The 16,963-nt window shown below is 62.2% G+C and carries 21 protein-coding genes; 14 read left to right on the forward strand and 7 right to left on the reverse strand.

The features are described 5' to 3' along the window. Nucleotide 1 precedes the first annotated feature (1 nt). Both OSH05_RS04860 and OSH05_RS04865 read right to left on the reverse strand, forming a co-directional pair. Nucleotides 2–1,162 carry a toll/interleukin-1 receptor domain-containing protein gene (locus OSH05_RS04860; RefSeq protein WP_104217313.1) on the reverse strand — a complete coding sequence of 387 codons (1,161 nt, stop codon included), beginning with the start codon at nucleotides 1,160–1,162 and terminating at the stop codon, nucleotides 2–4. An 8-nt stretch (nucleotides 1,163–1,170) separates the two neighbouring features. Then, the gene (locus tag OSH05_RS04865; protein ID WP_104217312.1) at nucleotides 1,171–1,659 is read right to left on the reverse strand and encodes a TIR domain-containing protein; all 489 of its coding nucleotides are present in this window, start codon (nucleotides 1,657–1,659) and stop codon (nucleotides 1,171–1,173) included. Between the two features lie 474 nt (nucleotides 1,660–2,133). Here OSH05_RS04865 and OSH05_RS04870 point away from each other — a divergent pair, with 474 nt between their 5' ends. Both OSH05_RS04870 and OSH05_RS04875 read left to right on the forward strand, forming a co-directional pair. Continuing rightward, the gene (locus tag OSH05_RS04870) at nucleotides 2,134–4,179 is read left to right on the forward strand and encodes a ParB/RepB/Spo0J family partition protein (RefSeq protein WP_104217311.1); all 2,046 of its coding nucleotides are present in this window, start codon (nucleotides 2,134–2,136) and stop codon (nucleotides 4,177–4,179) included. Between the two features lie 137 nt (nucleotides 4,180–4,316). Next, the gene (locus tag OSH05_RS04875) at nucleotides 4,317–4,724 is read left to right on the forward strand and encodes a hypothetical protein (RefSeq protein WP_104217310.1); all 408 of its coding nucleotides are present in this window, start codon (nucleotides 4,317–4,319) and stop codon (nucleotides 4,722–4,724) included. Nucleotides 4,725–4,745: 21 nt separating this feature from the next. Here OSH05_RS04875 and OSH05_RS04880 read toward each other — a convergent pair whose 3' ends face one another. The 3 genes from OSH05_RS04880 to OSH05_RS04890 form a co-directional block, all read right to left on the reverse strand. Further along, nucleotides 4,746–5,192, reverse strand: a complete 447-nt coding sequence (locus tag OSH05_RS04880) for a DUF488 domain-containing protein (protein ID WP_104217309.1) — start codon at nucleotides 5,190–5,192, stop codon at nucleotides 4,746–4,748. A 5-nt stretch (nucleotides 5,193–5,197) separates the two neighbouring features. Continuing rightward, nucleotides 5,198–5,869, reverse strand: coding sequence for a DUF488 domain-containing protein (locus OSH05_RS04885; RefSeq protein WP_104217308.1), 672 nt, complete (start codon nucleotides 5,867–5,869; stop codon nucleotides 5,198–5,200). A gap of 194 nt (nucleotides 5,870–6,063) precedes the next feature. After that, entirely contained in the window at nucleotides 6,064–6,774 is a 711-nt protein-coding gene (locus OSH05_RS04890) for a dual OB domain-containing protein (RefSeq protein WP_104217307.1), read from the reverse strand. Nucleotides 6,775–7,640: 866 nt separating this feature from the next. Between OSH05_RS04890 and OSH05_RS04895 the strand changes: the two genes are divergently transcribed. Next, nucleotides 7,641–7,952: a DUF736 domain-containing protein gene (locus tag OSH05_RS04895; RefSeq protein WP_104217305.1), complete on the forward strand. Its 312-nt coding sequence runs from the start codon at nucleotides 7,641–7,643 to the stop codon at nucleotides 7,950–7,952. 89 nt (nucleotides 7,953–8,041) lie between these two features. Here OSH05_RS04895 and OSH05_RS04900 read toward each other — a convergent pair whose 3' ends face one another. Next, nucleotides 8,042–8,245 carry a hypothetical protein gene (locus OSH05_RS04900; RefSeq protein WP_104217304.1) on the reverse strand — a complete coding sequence of 68 codons (204 nt, stop codon included), beginning with the start codon at nucleotides 8,243–8,245 and terminating at the stop codon, nucleotides 8,042–8,044. A 30-nt stretch (nucleotides 8,246–8,275) separates the two neighbouring features. Then, a complete protein-coding gene (locus OSH05_RS04905; protein ID WP_104217303.1) occupies nucleotides 8,276–8,653 on the reverse strand; it encodes a hypothetical protein in 378 nt (125 codons plus the stop codon). A 111-nt stretch (nucleotides 8,654–8,764) separates the two neighbouring features. Here OSH05_RS04905 and OSH05_RS04910 point away from each other — a divergent pair, with 111 nt between their 5' ends. From OSH05_RS04910 to OSH05_RS04960, 11 genes are all read left to right on the forward strand, one after another. Next, a complete protein-coding gene (locus OSH05_RS04910) occupies nucleotides 8,765–9,787 on the forward strand; it encodes a tetratricopeptide repeat protein (protein ID WP_104217302.1) in 1,023 nt (340 codons plus the stop codon). A 339-nt stretch (nucleotides 9,788–10,126) separates the two neighbouring features. Continuing rightward, nucleotides 10,127–10,969: a DUF932 domain-containing protein gene (locus OSH05_RS04915; protein ID WP_104217301.1), complete on the forward strand. Its 843-nt coding sequence runs from the start codon at nucleotides 10,127–10,129 to the stop codon at nucleotides 10,967–10,969. Between the two features lie 307 nt (nucleotides 10,970–11,276). Continuing rightward, nucleotides 11,277–11,531: a transcriptional regulator domain-containing protein gene (locus OSH05_RS04920; protein WP_104217300.1), complete on the forward strand. Its 255-nt coding sequence runs from the start codon at nucleotides 11,277–11,279 to the stop codon at nucleotides 11,529–11,531. Nucleotides 11,532–11,574: 43 nt separating this feature from the next. Beyond that, complete coding sequence (locus OSH05_RS04925; protein WP_104217673.1) at nucleotides 11,575–12,069, forward strand: DUF2285 domain-containing protein; 495 nt, start codon at nucleotides 11,575–11,577, stop codon at nucleotides 12,067–12,069. 154 nt (nucleotides 12,070–12,223) lie between these two features. After that, nucleotides 12,224–12,493, forward strand: coding sequence for a helix-turn-helix transcriptional regulator (locus tag OSH05_RS04930; RefSeq protein ID WP_104217299.1), 270 nt, complete (start codon nucleotides 12,224–12,226; stop codon nucleotides 12,491–12,493). Beyond that, nucleotides 12,494–13,573, forward strand: a complete 1,080-nt coding sequence (locus tag OSH05_RS04935; RefSeq protein WP_104217298.1) for a replication initiator protein A — start codon at nucleotides 12,494–12,496, stop codon at nucleotides 13,571–13,573. Then, the gene (gene parA, locus OSH05_RS04940; protein ID WP_104217297.1) at nucleotides 13,570–14,223 is read left to right on the forward strand and encodes a ParA family partition ATPase; all 654 of its coding nucleotides are present in this window, start codon (nucleotides 13,570–13,572) and stop codon (nucleotides 14,221–14,223) included. Before OSH05_RS04935 ends, parA begins: the two co-directional genes overlap by 4 nt. Continuing rightward, on the forward strand, nucleotides 14,220–14,474 hold the full coding sequence (locus tag OSH05_RS04945) for a hypothetical protein (protein WP_104217296.1): 255 nt from the start codon (nucleotides 14,220–14,222) through the stop codon (nucleotides 14,472–14,474). Before parA ends, OSH05_RS04945 begins: the two co-directional genes overlap by 4 nt. Further along, on the forward strand, nucleotides 14,471–14,992 hold the full coding sequence (locus OSH05_RS04950) for a DUF2840 domain-containing protein (protein ID WP_104217295.1): 522 nt from the start codon (nucleotides 14,471–14,473) through the stop codon (nucleotides 14,990–14,992). The genes OSH05_RS04945 and OSH05_RS04950 overlap by 4 nt, the downstream gene beginning before the upstream one ends. Further along, nucleotides 14,989–15,534 (forward strand): S26 family signal peptidase, encoded by a 546-nt coding sequence (locus tag OSH05_RS04955; RefSeq protein WP_104217294.1) that lies wholly within the window; start codon nucleotides 14,989–14,991, stop codon nucleotides 15,532–15,534. The genes OSH05_RS04950 and OSH05_RS04955 overlap by 4 nt, the downstream gene beginning before the upstream one ends. Before the next feature lie 44 nt (nucleotides 15,535–15,578). Beyond that, entirely contained in the window at nucleotides 15,579–16,307 is a 729-nt protein-coding gene (locus tag OSH05_RS04960; protein ID WP_104217293.1) for a lytic transglycosylase domain-containing protein, read from the forward strand. The last annotated feature ends 656 nt before the right edge of the window (nucleotides 16,308–16,963 follow it).

Below are 16,963 nucleotides of genomic sequence, written 5' to 3' on the forward strand. Positions count from 1 at the left end.
CTCAGCCCTCCCATGCCGCGAGTGCCCAGCCTGCTTCAGACACCTTTATCGCGCGAACGGATAAAATCTGTTCATCCAACCATCGTAGGTGAGCGCTCCAAGCGTCGCGAATGCCGACATGATCGTACACGAGAACCGGCACTTCGCCTTGCTCGGCGCGTCGTGCCTTCTCCGCGACATCATTCAATATCTCGGCGGTCGGCACGCCAACAATCGGATAGGCCCAAACCTTACGGTCCCCAATCAACCGCACAGCGATTGCGCGGTGTGCGCCAACACCTTCGATAGAAGCGCCAATTTTTTCAACATCGGCGCGAAGCTTGCCCGTGATCGACATAAATCGGGCCGCAATGCTCCGGCTCCGCAACCGTTCCACCCGAAGCACGATCGATTCGACCGTCTGGTCGGCTATCGGACCATCCGATGCAGTCAGTTCGGCAGGGTCGAGATACACTGTCTCGGCCATATCGGTCAGCTTGCTCGGCACATGCTCAGGCCAGATCACGCGAAGAACTTGAATATCCTTCGCCCGCGCCCGACCGATCTCTTGTCGGGTCCAGCGGCTATCAAAATAGCCAGGGGTATCGAGCATGACCATCACGTCGGAGTCGACTAGGCGGTGCCATAGCACGTCCTGAAAGGGATCACCTGGACGGATGTCATGGGTGTCGAGAAAGACGTCGAAGCCGCGAGCGTTGAGCAAGTCGTGAAGCTGAAGCGCTGCAGCGCGAGATTCAACCCGTCGATAACTTACGAATACGCGGCGCTGCCTGCGTAGCAAACCAACGCACTCAAGGATCGCCGCCGCGAGTTCGGTCATTGCTGGATCATCTGCACGACGCCTCAGACCGTTAGCTGACTGTAGAAACTCTGGCACATGCAGGGCAAAATCGCCATTGGCGGCGATAGTTGGGATGATCGGCGCGCTCGCAAGTACCAGTTCGTGCGCTGCCTCTATGTCGGTGTGTGCAGCCGCGCCGAAAAACGCTGCCGCAAAGGCGGCGCGCTTGTCGCGACCCGACACCGTCGCTCCGTCATAAACGACCACGTCGGTGCCTAACACGAGACCAAAATCTTCCAACATACCGCGCAAAGTCGCGGTTAGGGCTTCACGCTCCTCGGCGGCTGGGCTTCCTAGAATTGCAAGCTCGTAAAGGCTCATGCCTCACCTCAACGCCCTGCTGCCACGGCCGCAGCCTCAATCCAGGCCGACATATTGGCATAACCGTCATCATTGACCCAGTCGTAGGTGCTGTAGAGACTGCTGAACGGAACCTTCCTGCCATTCTGCTCGATATGCCAGTAATCGAGAGGATTTTTTCCTTGAACGTCGGCCCCGAGTTGCGGATCTTTGATCCGGTGGATATCGATGGCGAGGATGCCTTTCTTGAGTTCGTAGCTCCGCTTGATTTCGTGTCGTACCCATTCGCGGTCATAGGTTTCGGCACCGAACAGCACTACCGTGACCGACGTCCCCTTGAGCTGCTCCTCAATCCATTTCTCGATGCCACCGGCGCGCTTCTTGGCCTCCTCAAACTCAGCAGCATCGTAGAAGGGTTGTGCTTCGCTATTCGGACGAACAACCCAAGAATTGCGTACCTGAACGACGCGGCGAACGTCACGCGCATAGTGAAAACTGAAGAAAACCTTCCGGGCCATGCATTACCTCCCTATTGCTCTTGGACTATTTCGGTCCGCCGGGGTCGCGGCGGTCGTCGAATATGCGTTCGGCATCTAAAACACTGCTCTCCCGGAAAGAGTGGCGGAATCGTTGCAATCTATTGTAGCAGAAAATGCGACAATCAGGATGCACAGTTTTCAGGTTTTGCAGTCTTATACGTCCTGATCGGGCTTCCTGCCCGGCTTCTGCTTTCGCTCACGCCGGGCGGATGGCTTGGGGGCGCTGCCCCCTGGCGCGGCGCAAGGGATCGCTGACGCTCGACCGGGACGGTCTCCCCGGCCTTCCGCGCGGATGCGTGCTTCACACTCTCTCCAATGGTTTCGATCCGCTTGTGCAGGCCGGGTGATCCCCCTCCGTCCCGGTCGCCCTTGCGCCTTGCACCCCCCGGTCTCGGCGACGGCCAAGGTTGCAGCGCAGCGCTGCGCTCCAACCCAAGCCAAAGGATCAAGACCATGACCAATACTGTTGATACCACCCCCACGGCTTCCGAAGCCCCCGCCACTAATGGCGCGGTGCTGTTCGTGCCGCTGAACAAGCTAAAGAAGTCGCCCCGCAACGCCCGCAAGACCCCACACAGCGAAGCCCATATCGAGGCGCTGGCGGCCAGCATCGCCGCCAAGGGGATGCTGCAAAATCTGGTGGTGGAGCCGGAGACGAACGCGGAAGGCGAACCGACCAGCTTCTATTTCGTGACCATCGGCGAAGGCCGCAGGCTGGCGCAAATGCTGCGTGTGAAGCGCAAGCAGATCAAGAAGACCGAACCGATCCGCTGCGTTTTGGATACCGAGAACGACGCGGCGGAAATCTCCCTCGATGAAAACGTCACCCGCGAGGCGATGCACCCCGCCGATCAGTACGAGCGGTTCCGCGAGCTGGCAGAGAACAGGGGATGGGGCGCTGAAGAGATTGCCGCCCGGTTCGGCGTCAGCGCTCATGTCGTCAGGCAGCGGCTTCGCCTCGGCGCGGTCAGCCCCAAGCTGATGCAGGTCTATCGCGATGGCGGTCTGTCGCTGGAGCAGTTGATGGCCTTCGCCATCACCGAGGATCACGACCGGCAGGAACAGGTGTTCGACAATCTGTCCTATAACCGCGAGCCGTGGATCATCCGCCGTGACTTGACTAAGGCTAACGTGGAAGCGAGCGACCGGCGGGCGATCTTCGTTGGCGCGGATGCCTATGCCGAGGCTGGCGGGATCATCATCCGCGACCTCTTCACCGAGGATCGGGGCGGCTATTTCGAGGACGCCGCGCTGCTGGACTTGCTCGTTATCGCCGGGCTGGAAGAGGTTGCCGCCGAGGTTCAGGCAGCAGAGGGGTGGAAGTGGACTTCGGTTCACATCGACTACCCACACGCGCACGGCTTGCGCCGTAGCTATCCGCATCCGGTTGAATTGTCGGGGGAAGATGCCGCCGCCTATGACGCCGCGCAGGAGGAATTGGAGACGCTATCGGCGGAATGGCAGGACGCGGACCTGGACCTGCCCGACGAGGTGGACCAGCGCCTCGCGGAGTTGGAGGCCGAGATCGAGCGTATCGACGCCAAGCGCCATGCCTATGACGCCGACGAGATCGCCCGTGGCGGGGTGTTCGTCATCCTGAACCATGATGGTACAGCCCGCATTGAGCGGGGTTTCATCCGCGCCGAGGACGAAGCCCCGGAGCCGAAGGACGCGGACAGCGCCACCTATGCGGTGGACGGCGTGACCGTGACCGAAGACGGGGAGATCGTCGGGGATGCGGGAAGCGGCGAGGACCAAGAAGCGGAGCCGCAGACGGAAAACGAGGACGCTGGGGATGCGGGCAAGCCGCTGTCGGACCTTCTCATCCGCGATCTGACGGCCCATCGCACTCTTGGCCTTCGTCTCGCTCTTTGCGAGCAGCCGGATATGGCGCTTGTCGCCGTGGTTCATGCGCTGGCGGCGCAGACCTTCTATCGTGGCGGGGAAGCCTCCTGCCTCGAAATCCGGTTGACCAGCGCCTACCTCGCTTCCCATGCGGACGGGATCGAGGATACGCCCGCCGCGAAGGCGCTGGCGGATCGTCATGCCGGATGGGCGTCGGACATGCCGCGCGACGTGGCGGACCTGTGGGCCTTCGTCGTCGGTCTGGATCACGCGAGCCTCATAGCCTTGCTCGCGCATTGCGCATCGCTGACCGTCAACGCGGTTCGTGTGCCGTGGGAGCAGAAGCCGAATGCTCGTGTCACGGCGGAGAAGTTGGCGGGTGCGGTGGCGCTGGACATGACGGCGCACTGGACCCCGACCGAGAAGACCTATCTCGGTCGCATCACCAAAGCGCATATCCTCGCCGCCGTGCGCGATGGTGTCGGCGATGACGCCGCCGAGCGGATCGCGGGCTTGAAGAAGACGGAGATGGCGCAAGCCGCCGAACAGCTTCTCACTGGTACCGCCTGGCTCCCGTCCGTGCTGCGCACCGCGCGGCCCGCGTGGCTCGATGCCGCGCCGGAAGCCGACGCCTACCTGCAAGCCGCCGAGTGAGGATTGGGCGGGGATCGCGCAAGCGGTCCCGGTCTTCCTGCTTTCCTATCACCCCAAAAAATCGCGTCGCGCGGGGATCGACCCCGCGCGACCGATCCGATGCCCATCAGGGTCATCGGATTCAGGAGGATCGTTCGATGATCTTGCTTATGCTGATGGCCGTCGCGCTTGTCGCCGGTCTTTGTGTCCTGGCCTATACGCTCGCCGTCTATGCGCTGCCGTTCATGCTCGGCGTCGAAGCCGCGAAATGGGCCTACGCCTCCGGCCTGATCGATGCAGGACTGGTCGGGCTGGTGGCGGGGGCCGCTGCCTATGGCTTGCTGGTTGTCCTGTTCATGGTGCTCCGCCCGCCGATCCTGCGCCTTGCCGTGGCGCTCGCCTTCGCCACACCCGCCGCCATCGCAGGCTTCGCGTTGGTCCACGGCATCACGCGCGAGGCCGTGCCATCCGAAATCTGGCGCATAATCTTCTGCCTGATCGGCGGCGGCTTCACCGGCCTGTCGGCGCTGGTGCGAATCGCGAATCAACCTCAACGACGGGCGTGATGGTGCGGTAGCTCAACGGGATCAGAGGTGACGGACTTTCAACGTGCCGTCCCACTTGGTGTTGAGATATTCGCAGACGAGTCGCCGATGGCAGTGGTGCGGCTTATCCTCGGAACAGAGCAGGCACCCACCCTCGAACATATCCGGCTTGAGCCGTTCTTCGATCTTGCGCAGTTCCATCAGCCGCATGAACGAGTTTTCGTAGATGGTCCAATCGCCCTTGTCGCGTTTAAACGCTTTCAGGATATCGTCCGTCGGCGCGAGAAGCGGCTGATGCACATAGTGCGCACCGCAGATTTCCTTCAGAAAATATGCAAGATCATCGGCCTTCGCGAACCCGGCCAGTTGAGACGTGTTGTGCAGGCGAACGTCGATTACCTTTTTGACGCCAGCACTTTTCAGTCGGTCGAAAAACTTCGCCGCCGTGGTCTTGGTGAAGCCGATAGTCGCCAGGTTGACACCACTCAAATCTCTTACTCCGCAGCCGCTGTCTTTCGAGCATTGTCCGGTCTCTCGGAGAACGCAACCTTCATAGCTCTGTCCCGGTACGCAGCGGCAAGACGCTTCTCAGGCGGCTCGAAAAGATCAATGTCGCTCTTGCCCGACATGTCCATCAGCTTGTCTTCGATCTGCCGATGATCGACGATTTGCCCGCTACTCAGAATATGACGGACATTAACACCGCGCTCGTGAAGCGCTCGACCGACCAGAAGGCAACGGTGGCAATCCAACGGATCATGCTCCGAACACATCATGGCGATCCGGAACTTTTTCGCCCCTTCGATGACACGCTCCAGCCCCCGCGCGAAATCCGCCGTCTCGGCCATCTTTTCATAGTCGGCTACGCCGTCGCAATAGAACCGTTGTCCTTTCGGACGGCCACCCAATTCCTCACCGAGAAACACATAGGCCACGTTGTCCTGACGCAGTTCGTCGCGCAGGCTATCCCTGTTGAAGTGCGGGAAATGCCTCGAAAACGGGGCGGTCCTGACATCGGCGATGGCGGTCACGGACGCGTCCCGGAGAAGCGCCAGAAAACGCTCATAGGGCAGCGTCGAATGCCCGATCGTCAGAATCTCCACAGCCGTATCCGCCAAATTCTGGCCTCCTTCACGCAACGACCGCTCGTTCGATACGATCTCCATGTTTTCGGTGCGTCCATCCTAGCGGGGACGTCACACTCCTGCCAGCGCTTAAAGAGCGTGCGGCCCCGCATCTGAATTATGCGCCACCCAGTATATCGCCCTGCAAGACGAACCGCACGTTCTTTTCATGGAAACGCTGGCTAATGGACGAATAAACAAGTCTACTAGTCGATAAAAGGGCCAATCCAGTCTTGTCAGAGAAAATATAGACCGTTCACCTGCGCGTAGCAGGCATCGGGAATGTCGGGAAATGGGCGGCAGAGACCGACGCGAACGTGGATCGAATCGCATGAATTCGCATCCGCCTGCAAAGCATCCAAGCCTGCAGTCAGAAAGCGCGTGCGCGCGAGATCGGCGGGCACAGAGAGATCGTAACCGACACCATCCTGATCGACGACGGCGCGCAGCCGCCGCTTCCCGGCGCCGGTCACGTCCTCGTGGAAGGTAATTCGGCCGGGATCGATCTCGATCGCACCCAACGAGTTGGTCTTGATGTTAGCCGGCACATAGGCCTTGCCGCTGTGAGCGCGCACCAGATGTCCCTCGAACACATCCTGCAGCGATTCCGACACACTGTCCGCGGCAGCTTCGACGAGCTGGGCGGCAGAGAGGCTTTTCACGATCTGCAATTGGCTGCCCGCCTTAACAATCCGATCTTCCGTCGCATGGGGAAACGGGAAGGAGTTCGGTGGCCCTGACGCATCGAAGCGCACGATGTTGCCAACCGCAAAAATTTTCCCAGGGCCAGCGTATTGCGCGTCCCAGAAACGAGACGGCTCATGGGCCGGATCGGCTCCCGGCGGTTCCGGCCGCACCATGCCTCCGTCATCGATATCCCAGCCGGCGACACAATAAAGCGCGCCGTAGCAAGTGACATCGGTAATGCAGAGATTGTAGATCGCCAAGAGCCCCTCCCAGTATTTCAACTTTTGCTAGTTATTTGCGCATCCCTTCAATTCGTTTCAAGATGTGCGTTGCCTTTTTTAGCCCTCGCTCTCGGCTGCGCCGTAACCACGCCAGAATGCGGGTTTCCGCCATACGGCTTCGATCGCTAGCGGAAGCACGGCGGCGGACCTTGCGCGAGATTGGGCCCCGCTTTCACCCGGCCTGATTGCAGCAAGTCTCAGTTACGCGCAACATCATGGGAGATCATGTGCATACTGATGCCTCGCCTTCCACCTTGACCAGACTCTCAGTGAAACCGGTCGGAACTGGAAACCCAGATCATCCTGCTTTTCGATGGCCGAGAGCGAGGGTTGCGCCCGATGTGCGCGGACAGCTTCGCCCACGCGGCTCCGACTCCCGCGATTAGTCCGATGACCATCGAGGCGCAAGTCCGGAACACTGCCGTTGTCGCCAAAAAAGACGGCGGGCCAACTTCCCCGGGGGATCGTCGAGGTGAAGGGTCTTTCGATCGAGCGAACGACAGAAGCCATTTCCAGTGCGATCAGGTAAAAGCGCTGGCCGATCATGGGCGTGATGCAATGTTCCCTGGCGCTACTGACAGAACCGCACCCATGCAGCCCCGATAACGCTGGTCTGACCGAAGACCGATCTCGCTGAGGGCTCCATCTCGATCTCGATCCAGCAACGTCCGCTGTCCCCTTTTTTCCGCCGCGCGCCAGCGCGCTTTGCATCGCGATCCAAAAAGCGGCCGCCGGCCGCCCTTCACTGCGTTACGGCCCATGGGTGCAGGTCGATCGTCCCCGGCCGGGCGACCGCTATCGGGGCCGCGGTGGGCGCGGCCCGATCAGCAGAAGGACATTGCATCATGGCGACGATCGGCACTTTCACCCGCACCGAAAGCGGCTTCAACGGCTCGGTTAAGACCCTCAACCTCAACGTCAAGGCCGTGAAGTTCGTGCCCGCCGAGGGCGACAACGACAGCGCTCCGGACTTCCGCGTGTTCAGCGGTGCGACGGAATTCGGAGCAGCGTGGAAAAAGCAGTCCGACAAGGGCAACGCTTACCTCTCGGTGAAGCTGGACGACCCAAGTTTCGCCGCTCCGATCTACGCGAGCCTGGTCGAGGCGGAAGGCGAGGAATGGGCGCTGATCTGGTCGCGCCGTCGCGCGTCCAACTGAGACGGCCACGCCATCAGGCTCCGCGAAAGCGGGGCCTGATCTTGCTCGGGGCCGCCAGAAACGGCTGGGGCACAGGCTTTGCCTGCGACCTATGCTCCCACTTCGTAATAGTTGGTCTCGCCGCGCGGACAGTTTTCCCGCAGGAGAAAAGCGCAGCGCTTGAGCGATCCGTCGCCGGTTCCGAAACTCTCCTCCGAATGATCGCAGCGATCACAGGTCACTTCGACGCCTTCGACCGTTCCGTAATCCCCGTCGAGATCGACATAGGCTGTCGTCGTGGTCACTTTCGTCATGCTCAATCCCCCCGGTTGAGTGTCCTCAGGCTAATAGGCGAAGAACGGATCGTTCTTCTGATGCGTGCGACAGGTCTCGAACGAGGTCGATTTTTTCCAGCGAGCATCCGGCTTTTTCTTTTTGTCGGAGCGCACGAACACATCCGTCATCTTCGTGATGACGCGCTTCTCCAGCGTGATGGTGCGGCCGAGCTTCTTTTCCGCCGCCGATTGCGCCCGCTCGAAAGCGGACTTCACGGCCTCCTTGTTCTCGAACACGCCCCATAAGGTTGTGTTTGTCAGCCGAGCCAGATTTTCTCCGAGGTCATAGACATAGACGAGACCTTCGGGTTCAGCACATTTTACGAACTCCTCCCATTGTTTGCTTGCGCCGTCCTTGAAATCATAAGTGACAAGATAGTCTGCCAAAACACAGACCTCCCGGATAACCTTGCTACACTATCTGGGGTTTGATTCGCTTGATCCAAGACCGGCGGATCGAAGAACCCGCAATCGCCCGTATGGAGGGGGCTGGACAGGATGGACGATACGATCACGCTGGAGATTTTCGAGGACGGCGGCGTCTTTCGCCACGGCGATGCTTATGATGAGATCGTGGATGAGTTGGACGAAGCGCTGGACCAGCGAGACTCTGGAACGGTCACACCCGCCAGATATCTGAAGACCCTGAAGGCGATCGTCGAGCACCATCCGCAATTCATCGACGGCTATGCCCATCTCGGCAATGCGTTGATGGAGGAGGGCAAGCCGAAACTGGCGCTTCAGGCCTGTTTGCGCGGCCTCGAGGTGGGCGAGCGTGCTATTCCCGCCGGTTTCGCAGGGCCGATCGAATGGGGTTTCTTGGAAAACCGGCCCTTTCTCCGTGCCGCGCATGGCGTATTGCTCTCCCAGCTCAGGCTCGGCCAGCGCCGGGAAGCACTGGCGCTCATGGAAAAGATGCTTGCCTGGAATCCGAACGACAATCAGGGCATCCGCACCCTGATCGGCTCGGAATATCTGCGCGCTGGCGATATCGAGAAAGCCGACCGTTTCTTCGCGGACGAGGCGGCGCACTATCCGCCCTATCATTACGAACGCGCCTTGCTGCGTTTTCGCGCTGGCGATCCCGTTGCAGCCGCGACCAGTCTGCGACATGGGTTCGTGAGCAATCTCTATGTCGCTGAAATTCTGTCCGGCCATCCAGATCCGGCACCGCTCGCCATCTGGCACGGCTCGAATTTCTCAGAACCGGAAATAGCCCGCCACTATCTGGAGTATTGCGGCGACCTTTGGCGACGAACGCCAGGCGCGATCCCTTTCGTGCGCTGGCTTTATACGCATCCGAAGGTGTTGATTGAGCGCGCCAGCGTCCTCGAATGCCAGGAAGCGTTGTTGTGGGAACATGAATTCATGCGTCGCGGGGAACTTATTGATCGCGAGAACGCCGCGCGTGAACGGATCGACGACACGCTGTCAAAGGAGATCGTGCAGAACCGCACCGACCGGCAGGGTCGACAGGTCTCGCCGTGGCTCTACCAGAAAGCACGCTTTTCATTCCACTGATGATTTCGAAAGAATGGATGACTGGCGTTACCCTTACGGGCCGCGCTCTCGGCTGCGCCGGAACCACGCCATGCGGCCTGTTTCCGCCATTCGGCATCGATCGCTAACGTGGAAGGCTTGGGGCTCTGCCCCCGGCGCGGCGCAAGGGATCGCTGACGCTCGTCCGGGACGGTATCCCCAGCCTTCCTCCACGTCGTTCCTCCGTTCCGTGCAGGCCGGGTGATCCCCCTCCGCCCCGGCCACCCTTGCACCTTGCACCCCCGGTCTCGCCGACGGGCAAGGTTTCAGCGCGGCAGTACCGCTCGCGCGGAAACCCAGACCCAACAAGGAGACAGGATCATGCATCATACTCTCGCCACCCGGTTCGGCCGCAACTCCCACCAGATCAGCGGGCGCGAAGCCCTCGACAACGAAACCCTCTTTCGCCACGTCCCGTCCGTCTTCGCGCGCGCAGCGCATGACAGCCGTTCGGAGCGATACGTTTACGTTCCCACCATCGAGATCGTGGAAGGGTTACGCCGGGAAGGATGGTTCCCGTTTTTCGCCGTGCAGGCGGTTCCGCGCGATGGCGATCGCATGGGTCACGCCAAGCATATGCTACGTCTGCGTCGTGATGACGGCATCGGCAAGCCGGAGGCGGCGGAAGTCATCATCGTCAATTCGCATGATGGGACCTCGGCGTATCAGATGTTTGCAGGCGTCCTACGTTTCGTCTGCACCAACAGCATGATTGCGGGCGAGCGGTTCGAGGAAGTCCGCGTGCCCCACAAGGGCGGGATACAGGACCAGATCATCGAGGGCGTCTATACCGTGGCGGAAGATTTCCCGCGCCTGATCGACGCGACCGAGACCATGAAGGAAACGCGGCTTTCGCAGGACGAACAGCGGATATTGGCGGAGGCGAGCCTTGTCGCCCGCTATGGCGAGGACGAAAGCCCGATCCGCCCGGACCAGATCATTCAGCCCCGCCGCCGTGAGGATGTCGGGCAAAGCCTGTGGCAGACCTTCAACGTCATTCAGGAAAACCTTATCCGGGGCGGGATCACCGGACGCCGCCAGACCGCGGATGGCCGCATCCGCCGCAGCCAAACCCGGCCCATCAACGGCATCGACCAGAATGTCGGGCTGAACCGCGCCCTGTGGACACTGGCCGAAGGAATGCAGCGCCTGAAATCCGCCTGACCGTAAAGCCGTAGAGCCGGATTTTCGGTTCTACGGCTTTCCTTCTTTCAGGTCATACGCCTTTCAGTTTTTGCGCCGATCCGGCTCTGCGGATCGGCGGCATTTTGGCTGCGCCAAATAACGGCGGCTCGCCGGGCGCGGCCCGGCTCGCCAAAAACTGTTTGAACTGATCGTAATCATTAACCCGTTTTGATCGTCTTGCGCGATCAACATATCTCGAAACAGTCTCTCCAAAATAAGCCCATGGTTGTTCATGCTGTCCAGCTCAAGCGCCGCCTAACAGGCGCATGACTGGAAAGGTGACGCCATGCCGAGTTCTGATTGGCGCTCGCCGGCAGCCTATGCACATGCCAAGAGCATTCCTGCCGCCGGCTTTGCCTGGGAATATCTCCGCCGCGACGAAGATTATCGCTGCGATTTTCGTCGGGTGAGCGAGTGTTCAACAGACGAGCCGGACACCCTCAGCGCGTTCTCTGAACGCTGGGGGTTGCGATTTCCCGGCCGATCCCGATCAATCGGCCGGTTCCGCTGCGGTGTTCTGGCTTCCGGCGCTGCTTCCTGACGCCTTCGAATTGAAGTCCGTCGCTGCCGCTTCCGGCGATCGGATGGCGATGCCCATCGATCTCGTCCACTTGCCCAACATCGATCTTCACGCGGCCGTGGATGGAGCAAAACATGGCCTCTGGCGGCACGGGGATACCGCACATCAGTTTTGGATGACCGATGCCACGGTCGGCGTTGCAACGTCCTATGTCGTATTGCTGCCGCTGGACGCATTCACGGAATTGCGCGCCCTGGCGATCCTGCGCTTCTGGCGGGCCTTGGTCGGACGACCGCCAGGTGAATATGCCCACATCCTGCCGCTGCAAACCCGCAGCCGTCATATCCTGATCCTGCGCGCGCTCGACGGCCACAGTGACGGCGCGAGCTATCGCAAGATCGCCGAAACGCTGCTTGGGTTTCGTGGCACCAAGGCAGATTGGGAAGCCGATCCGCGCAAGAACCAGACCCGTCGGCTGCTCGCCGATGGCAAACATTACATGCGCGGCGGCTATCGCGACCTTCTGCAATATCCTCTTCGCCTGCCGCGCCGCCGCTGATCGCCGTAGCGCTTGCATGTCGTTACGACCGCCGGGGTGCCGGAATCGCTACCCTCCTGATTCCGGCACGCTCGCCGCTGCCGGTTCTCCGCCACGGTTCGCCATAGCCCGCTGTCGCCGCTGACAGCCGCCGAACCCGACCGGAGACCCGATCATGATCGACCCGAAAACGGGGCTGCCGCCCCGATACCTACGCGCGCCCGATGCGGCGCGCTTCCTCGGTATTTCCATCCGCACGCTGGAGAAGCACCGCACCTATGGCACCGGTCCGACCTATCGCAAGATCGGGGGACGGATCGTCTATTCCGTCGATGATCTCCAGGCATGGACGGAGATCGGCGTCCGCACATCGACCCGCGAGGAAACTGCCACCCGCGTTTTTCCGGCCCGCCCGCTGACCCCGGCCGAGAAGGCGTCCCGCTGAATGTCGGCCGCCGATCACCACCATGGCCGACGCTTTTCCGCCAGCAGCGAGCGCCAGCGGCTCGATCCGTTCGTGATCGCCACGGGTGACGCCAGCCCACGCGACCAACAGGACCTCATGGAGCGGCCGTTCTTCTCGCTCGCCAAGGCCAAGCGCGTCGCCCCGATCCTCTATGAGGCTGGCGGCCAGCGCGTCGAGGTCTTCGGGATGCCCGAGCATGGCATGGCGACGATCTGGGACGCCGATGTGCTGATTTGGGCAGCCAGCCAGATCGTCGAGGCTGAGAACCACGGCCTGCGCACCTCGCGCTTCCTGCGCTTCACGCCTTACCAGCTCTTGCCGGCGATAGGCCGCGCCACAGGCGCGCGGGAATACCGCCTGCTCAAAGGCGCGCTCGCTCGTCTGCAATCGACCGTGATCCGCACGACGATCCGCCACGGCGAACATTGGCGGCGGCATCAATTCTCCTGGATCAACGAATGGGAGGAACTGACCACCCGCGACGGCCGCGTCGAAGGCATGGAGTTCGTCCTGCCCGACTGGTTCTATCGCGGTGTCATCGACCGCTCGCTGGTCCTGACCATCGATCCCGCCTATTTCCGGCTGACCGGTGGCATCGAACGCTGGCTCTACCGCGTCGCTCGCAAGCACGCCGGGCACCAGCAACATGGCTGGCTGTTTGAGGTCGCGCATCTACACGAGAAGTCGGGCAGCATCGCGCGCATCTCCGATTTCGCGCTGGATCTCCGCCGCATCGCCGCCCGCCAGCCGCTGCCCGGCTACCGGCTCGATATCTGGCGCGAAGGGCGGCGCGAGATGCTGCAAGTTCGACCCTGTAAGCTGTCCACAGTGCCTGTGGACGGCGCTGTGGAAACGCTCGTGACTTCGGGCGCAAACGCTATCGGGACTTCGGGCGCAGCACTATCGGGACTTCGGGCGCACGAACCGCAGCTAAATCTCTGGCCTGAAACGCAAAATCTGACTGCTAACTTAGAGTCTAACAAAGAATCTAACTCTTCTTTGTTGGCGCGCGCACATGAAAGGCACGGTGCCAGTGCCGTCAGGCGAGGTGCGTCATGATCGTCGCGCTCCTCAATCAGAAGGGCGGCGTTGGCAAGACGACGCTGGCGCTCAATGTAGCAGGCGAATGGGCGCGGCAGGGCAAGCGCGTCACGCTGATCGACGCCGACCCGCAAGGCTCGGCGCTGGACTGGTCGCAGCAGCGTGCGCGTGAGGGGCTGCCGCGCCCATTCGGTGTCGTCGGCCTGGCACGTGACACGCTGCACCGGGAAGCCCCGGAGCTGGCCCGCAACGCCGATCATGTCGTCATCGACGGCCCGCCGCGTGTCGCAGCCCTGATGCGATCGGCGCTGCTTGCTACCGACCTGGTGCTGATCCCGGTGCAGCCGTCGCCGCTCGATGGCTGGGCCTCGGCCGAGATGCTGGCGCTCGTCGCCGAGGCGCGCATCTACCGGCCGGAGCTTGCCGCTCGCTTCATCCTCAACCGCTGCGGCGCGCGTACCGTGCTGGCCTGCGAGACGGCCGAGACACTGGCTGACCACGACCCGCCGGTGCTTGCCGCCACAATCGGGCAGCGCATCGCCTTCGCGGTCGCCGCACAGTCGGGCCGGCTGGTGCCGGAACTCGATGACGACACGCCCGCCGCGCGCGAGATAGCGGCGCTGGCGGCGGCGATCGAAGCTCTCGACATCGGGAGGGCGACGCCATGAGCGAACGTCCGCCCCGTCGTGGGTTCGCCTCGCGTCCCGCCGATCCCGAGCACTGGATCAAGGCAGCGGACGTTCCGCCGTCCGCCGGTGAGCGCACGTCATTCACCGCGCGACTGACCATCGACGTAACGCCGGACCTGCGCGGGCGGATCAAGATCGCCGCGTTCCGGCGGGACGTCACCGTTGCCGACATGCTGCGCGAGTTGCTCGCGCGCGAATTTCCCCCAACCACTCAAGGAGAGCACCCATGATCAGCGCCGCACGACCATGCGCACGGAATGATCTGATGCCGTCCGCATCGGCCTCCGACAGCCTGACCCATGTCGAGTTGACGCATATCGAGAAGCGGATCGAGAACTGGATCAGGTTCGGGCGGCATATGCGTGAAGTGATCTTCGATCGCCGCCGCCGCGTGTTTTCGTATCGGCCCGGGAGCGTCTTCGCTTTCGTCCGATGGGCGGCGAACGACTTCGGCACCGTCAGTTCGCGCATCGACATCGTGCGCGCCGTCGATCCGGGCGAGCCTTATCAGACCCTACGCTGTGTCCGTCCCGGCGGCGACATCCTGCTGACGCTCGACGGCTGGCCCAAGGTCGAACAGGTGCTCCGGCATATCGACGCGATAGAAGCCGCCAACATCGAGCCGAACGAGGTCGCGCCGGATCACTGGCGGCATGTCGGCAACCGGATCGGCACTGGCCATGAACCGCGTCCCTACACGGCGGAGCGTCATCGAGCATGGCTCAAGCGGCGGGAGATCGAACAATGACCCGCTTCGGCTATGTCATGGCGACCTATTTCGCGGTGCTCGGCGTTGCTGTCGCGGCCATCATCCCGACGCCGCTGCGCCTCGTCTGGAACGCCTCGGCCAGCGTGCCGATCGGTCTCTATGACCTTGATCCGCCGCGCCACCTGGCGGTCGGCGATCTGGTCGCCGTCATGCCGGACAAGCCGCTCGCCGATTTCATGGTTGAGCGCGGTTATATCGGTCGCGGCGTGCCGCTGATGAAGCACATCGCCGCGGTGACGGGACAGATCGTCTGCCGCACGGGCACCGCCATCACCGTCGATACCGTGCTGCTCGGCAACGCACTCGACCGCGATAAACGTGGGCGCGAGCTGCCGGTCTGGCAGGGCTGTCACCGCATCACAGACGGCGACATCTTCCTCATGAACCCGGATGTCCCGGACAGTCTCGACGGGCGCTACTTCGGTCCGATCCCGGCGCGCACCGTCATCGGCAAGGCGACACCGCGCTACACCGACGAGGACGGCGATGGCCGTTACGTCTGGCGTGCCGCCACGCGCTGAGCCGCGCCCGCTCTGTCAATCACCATTATCCCAAGGAGGCTTTCATGCCGCAGTTCGGCACGCCAGTTCGACTGGCGCTCATCCTGTTCACCGGCTTCTTACCGAACATCGCGACCACGGCTCTGGCGCAAAACGCGTCCGTCGCCCAACCATCGCCGCGCGAGGCCTACGCCGGTCACATTGCCGAAGCGGCACAGCGCTTCGAGCTTCCCACTGCGTGGGTTCGCGCGTTGCTCAAGGCGGAAAGCAACGGTGATCCGCGCGCGATTTCGCCCAAGGGCGCTATCGGGCTGATGCAGATCATGCCGGAGACCTGGCGCGACCTTCGCGACCGTCATCGTCTCGGCGCTGATCCTTACGACCCGCATGACAACATTATCGCCGGCGCGGCTTATATTCGCGAACTGTTCGATCGCTACGGTTCGCCGGGTTGGATCGCTGCTTATAATGCCGGTCCCGGTCGCTATGAGGCATCGCTGCAAGGACGCTCGCTGCCGCCGGAAACCCGCGCCTATGTCACCGCCGTCGCGCCCCATATCGACGGTGCAGGCGACCCCGGTGTCACCGTCGTCGCGGCGGCCGATCCGCTGTCCTGGACACGAGCACCGCTGTTCATCGCGCAGGGAGATCGCGTTTCCGTTGCCGATCCTGCACGAAGCGGAACGCCGCCGAAAGACATATCTTCGACGCCCACGGTGCGCGATGTCTCTGCCATCGTGCCGCAATCCGGCGGCCTGTTCGTTGCGCGCGCCGATGCCGGACAGTGGCCATGAAGATCGTGGTCGCGGCCGTCCAGCGAGAGGTTTCAGTGTGCAGCGGATGGGGCTGGCGACAGTCTCATTCGTCGGCAGGAGGGGCCGAACGGGAAGGAAGGTGGGAGGGCAAGATTAAAGCGGACGGCACCCTATGGGTCCGATCCGCAGGGCAAGCCCTTGTCTGCACACTGTTTGGGGCGGCACCGTCTCGGGGCCGTCATAGTGCCGCGAGACGCGGCAAAGCCTGCATTTCCCGCGTTTTTCGTGGCACTCCTGCCCGAAATCGCCGGATTCTGTCGGATCGGCGGCCATGAGCGACGACGACGATCATTTTCGGCCGAAGCCCGGCCGCGTCCGCTCCAGCGGCGTGAAGGCGGGACAGGCCAAGAGCTTTCTCAGCAAGGTTCGTAAGATCGCCCGCCAGCAGCAGGCCGGGACCGGCCGCAGTCGATTGGTGAAGGGTGGCGGCCCCGGCCGGACGGCGAACGGTCAGAGTGTCGTAGCTTCCGGCCGGGGTGTGCAGCGCGGGCGCGGTGCATCCTTCGTGCGCGCGCGCAATCTGTCGAACGGCTGGAGCCATCGCCAATCCGGCAGCCGCCGCGTCATCGTCAAATTCCGGTCGGTTCGCGCCGCCGGGCGCAGCGGCAAGGCGGCCGCCCACCTGCGCTACATTC

This window comes from Kaistia algarum (genome assembly GCF_026343945.1).
Taxonomy (GTDB): Bacteria; Pseudomonadota; Alphaproteobacteria; order Rhizobiales; family Kaistiaceae; genus Kaistia; species Kaistia algarum.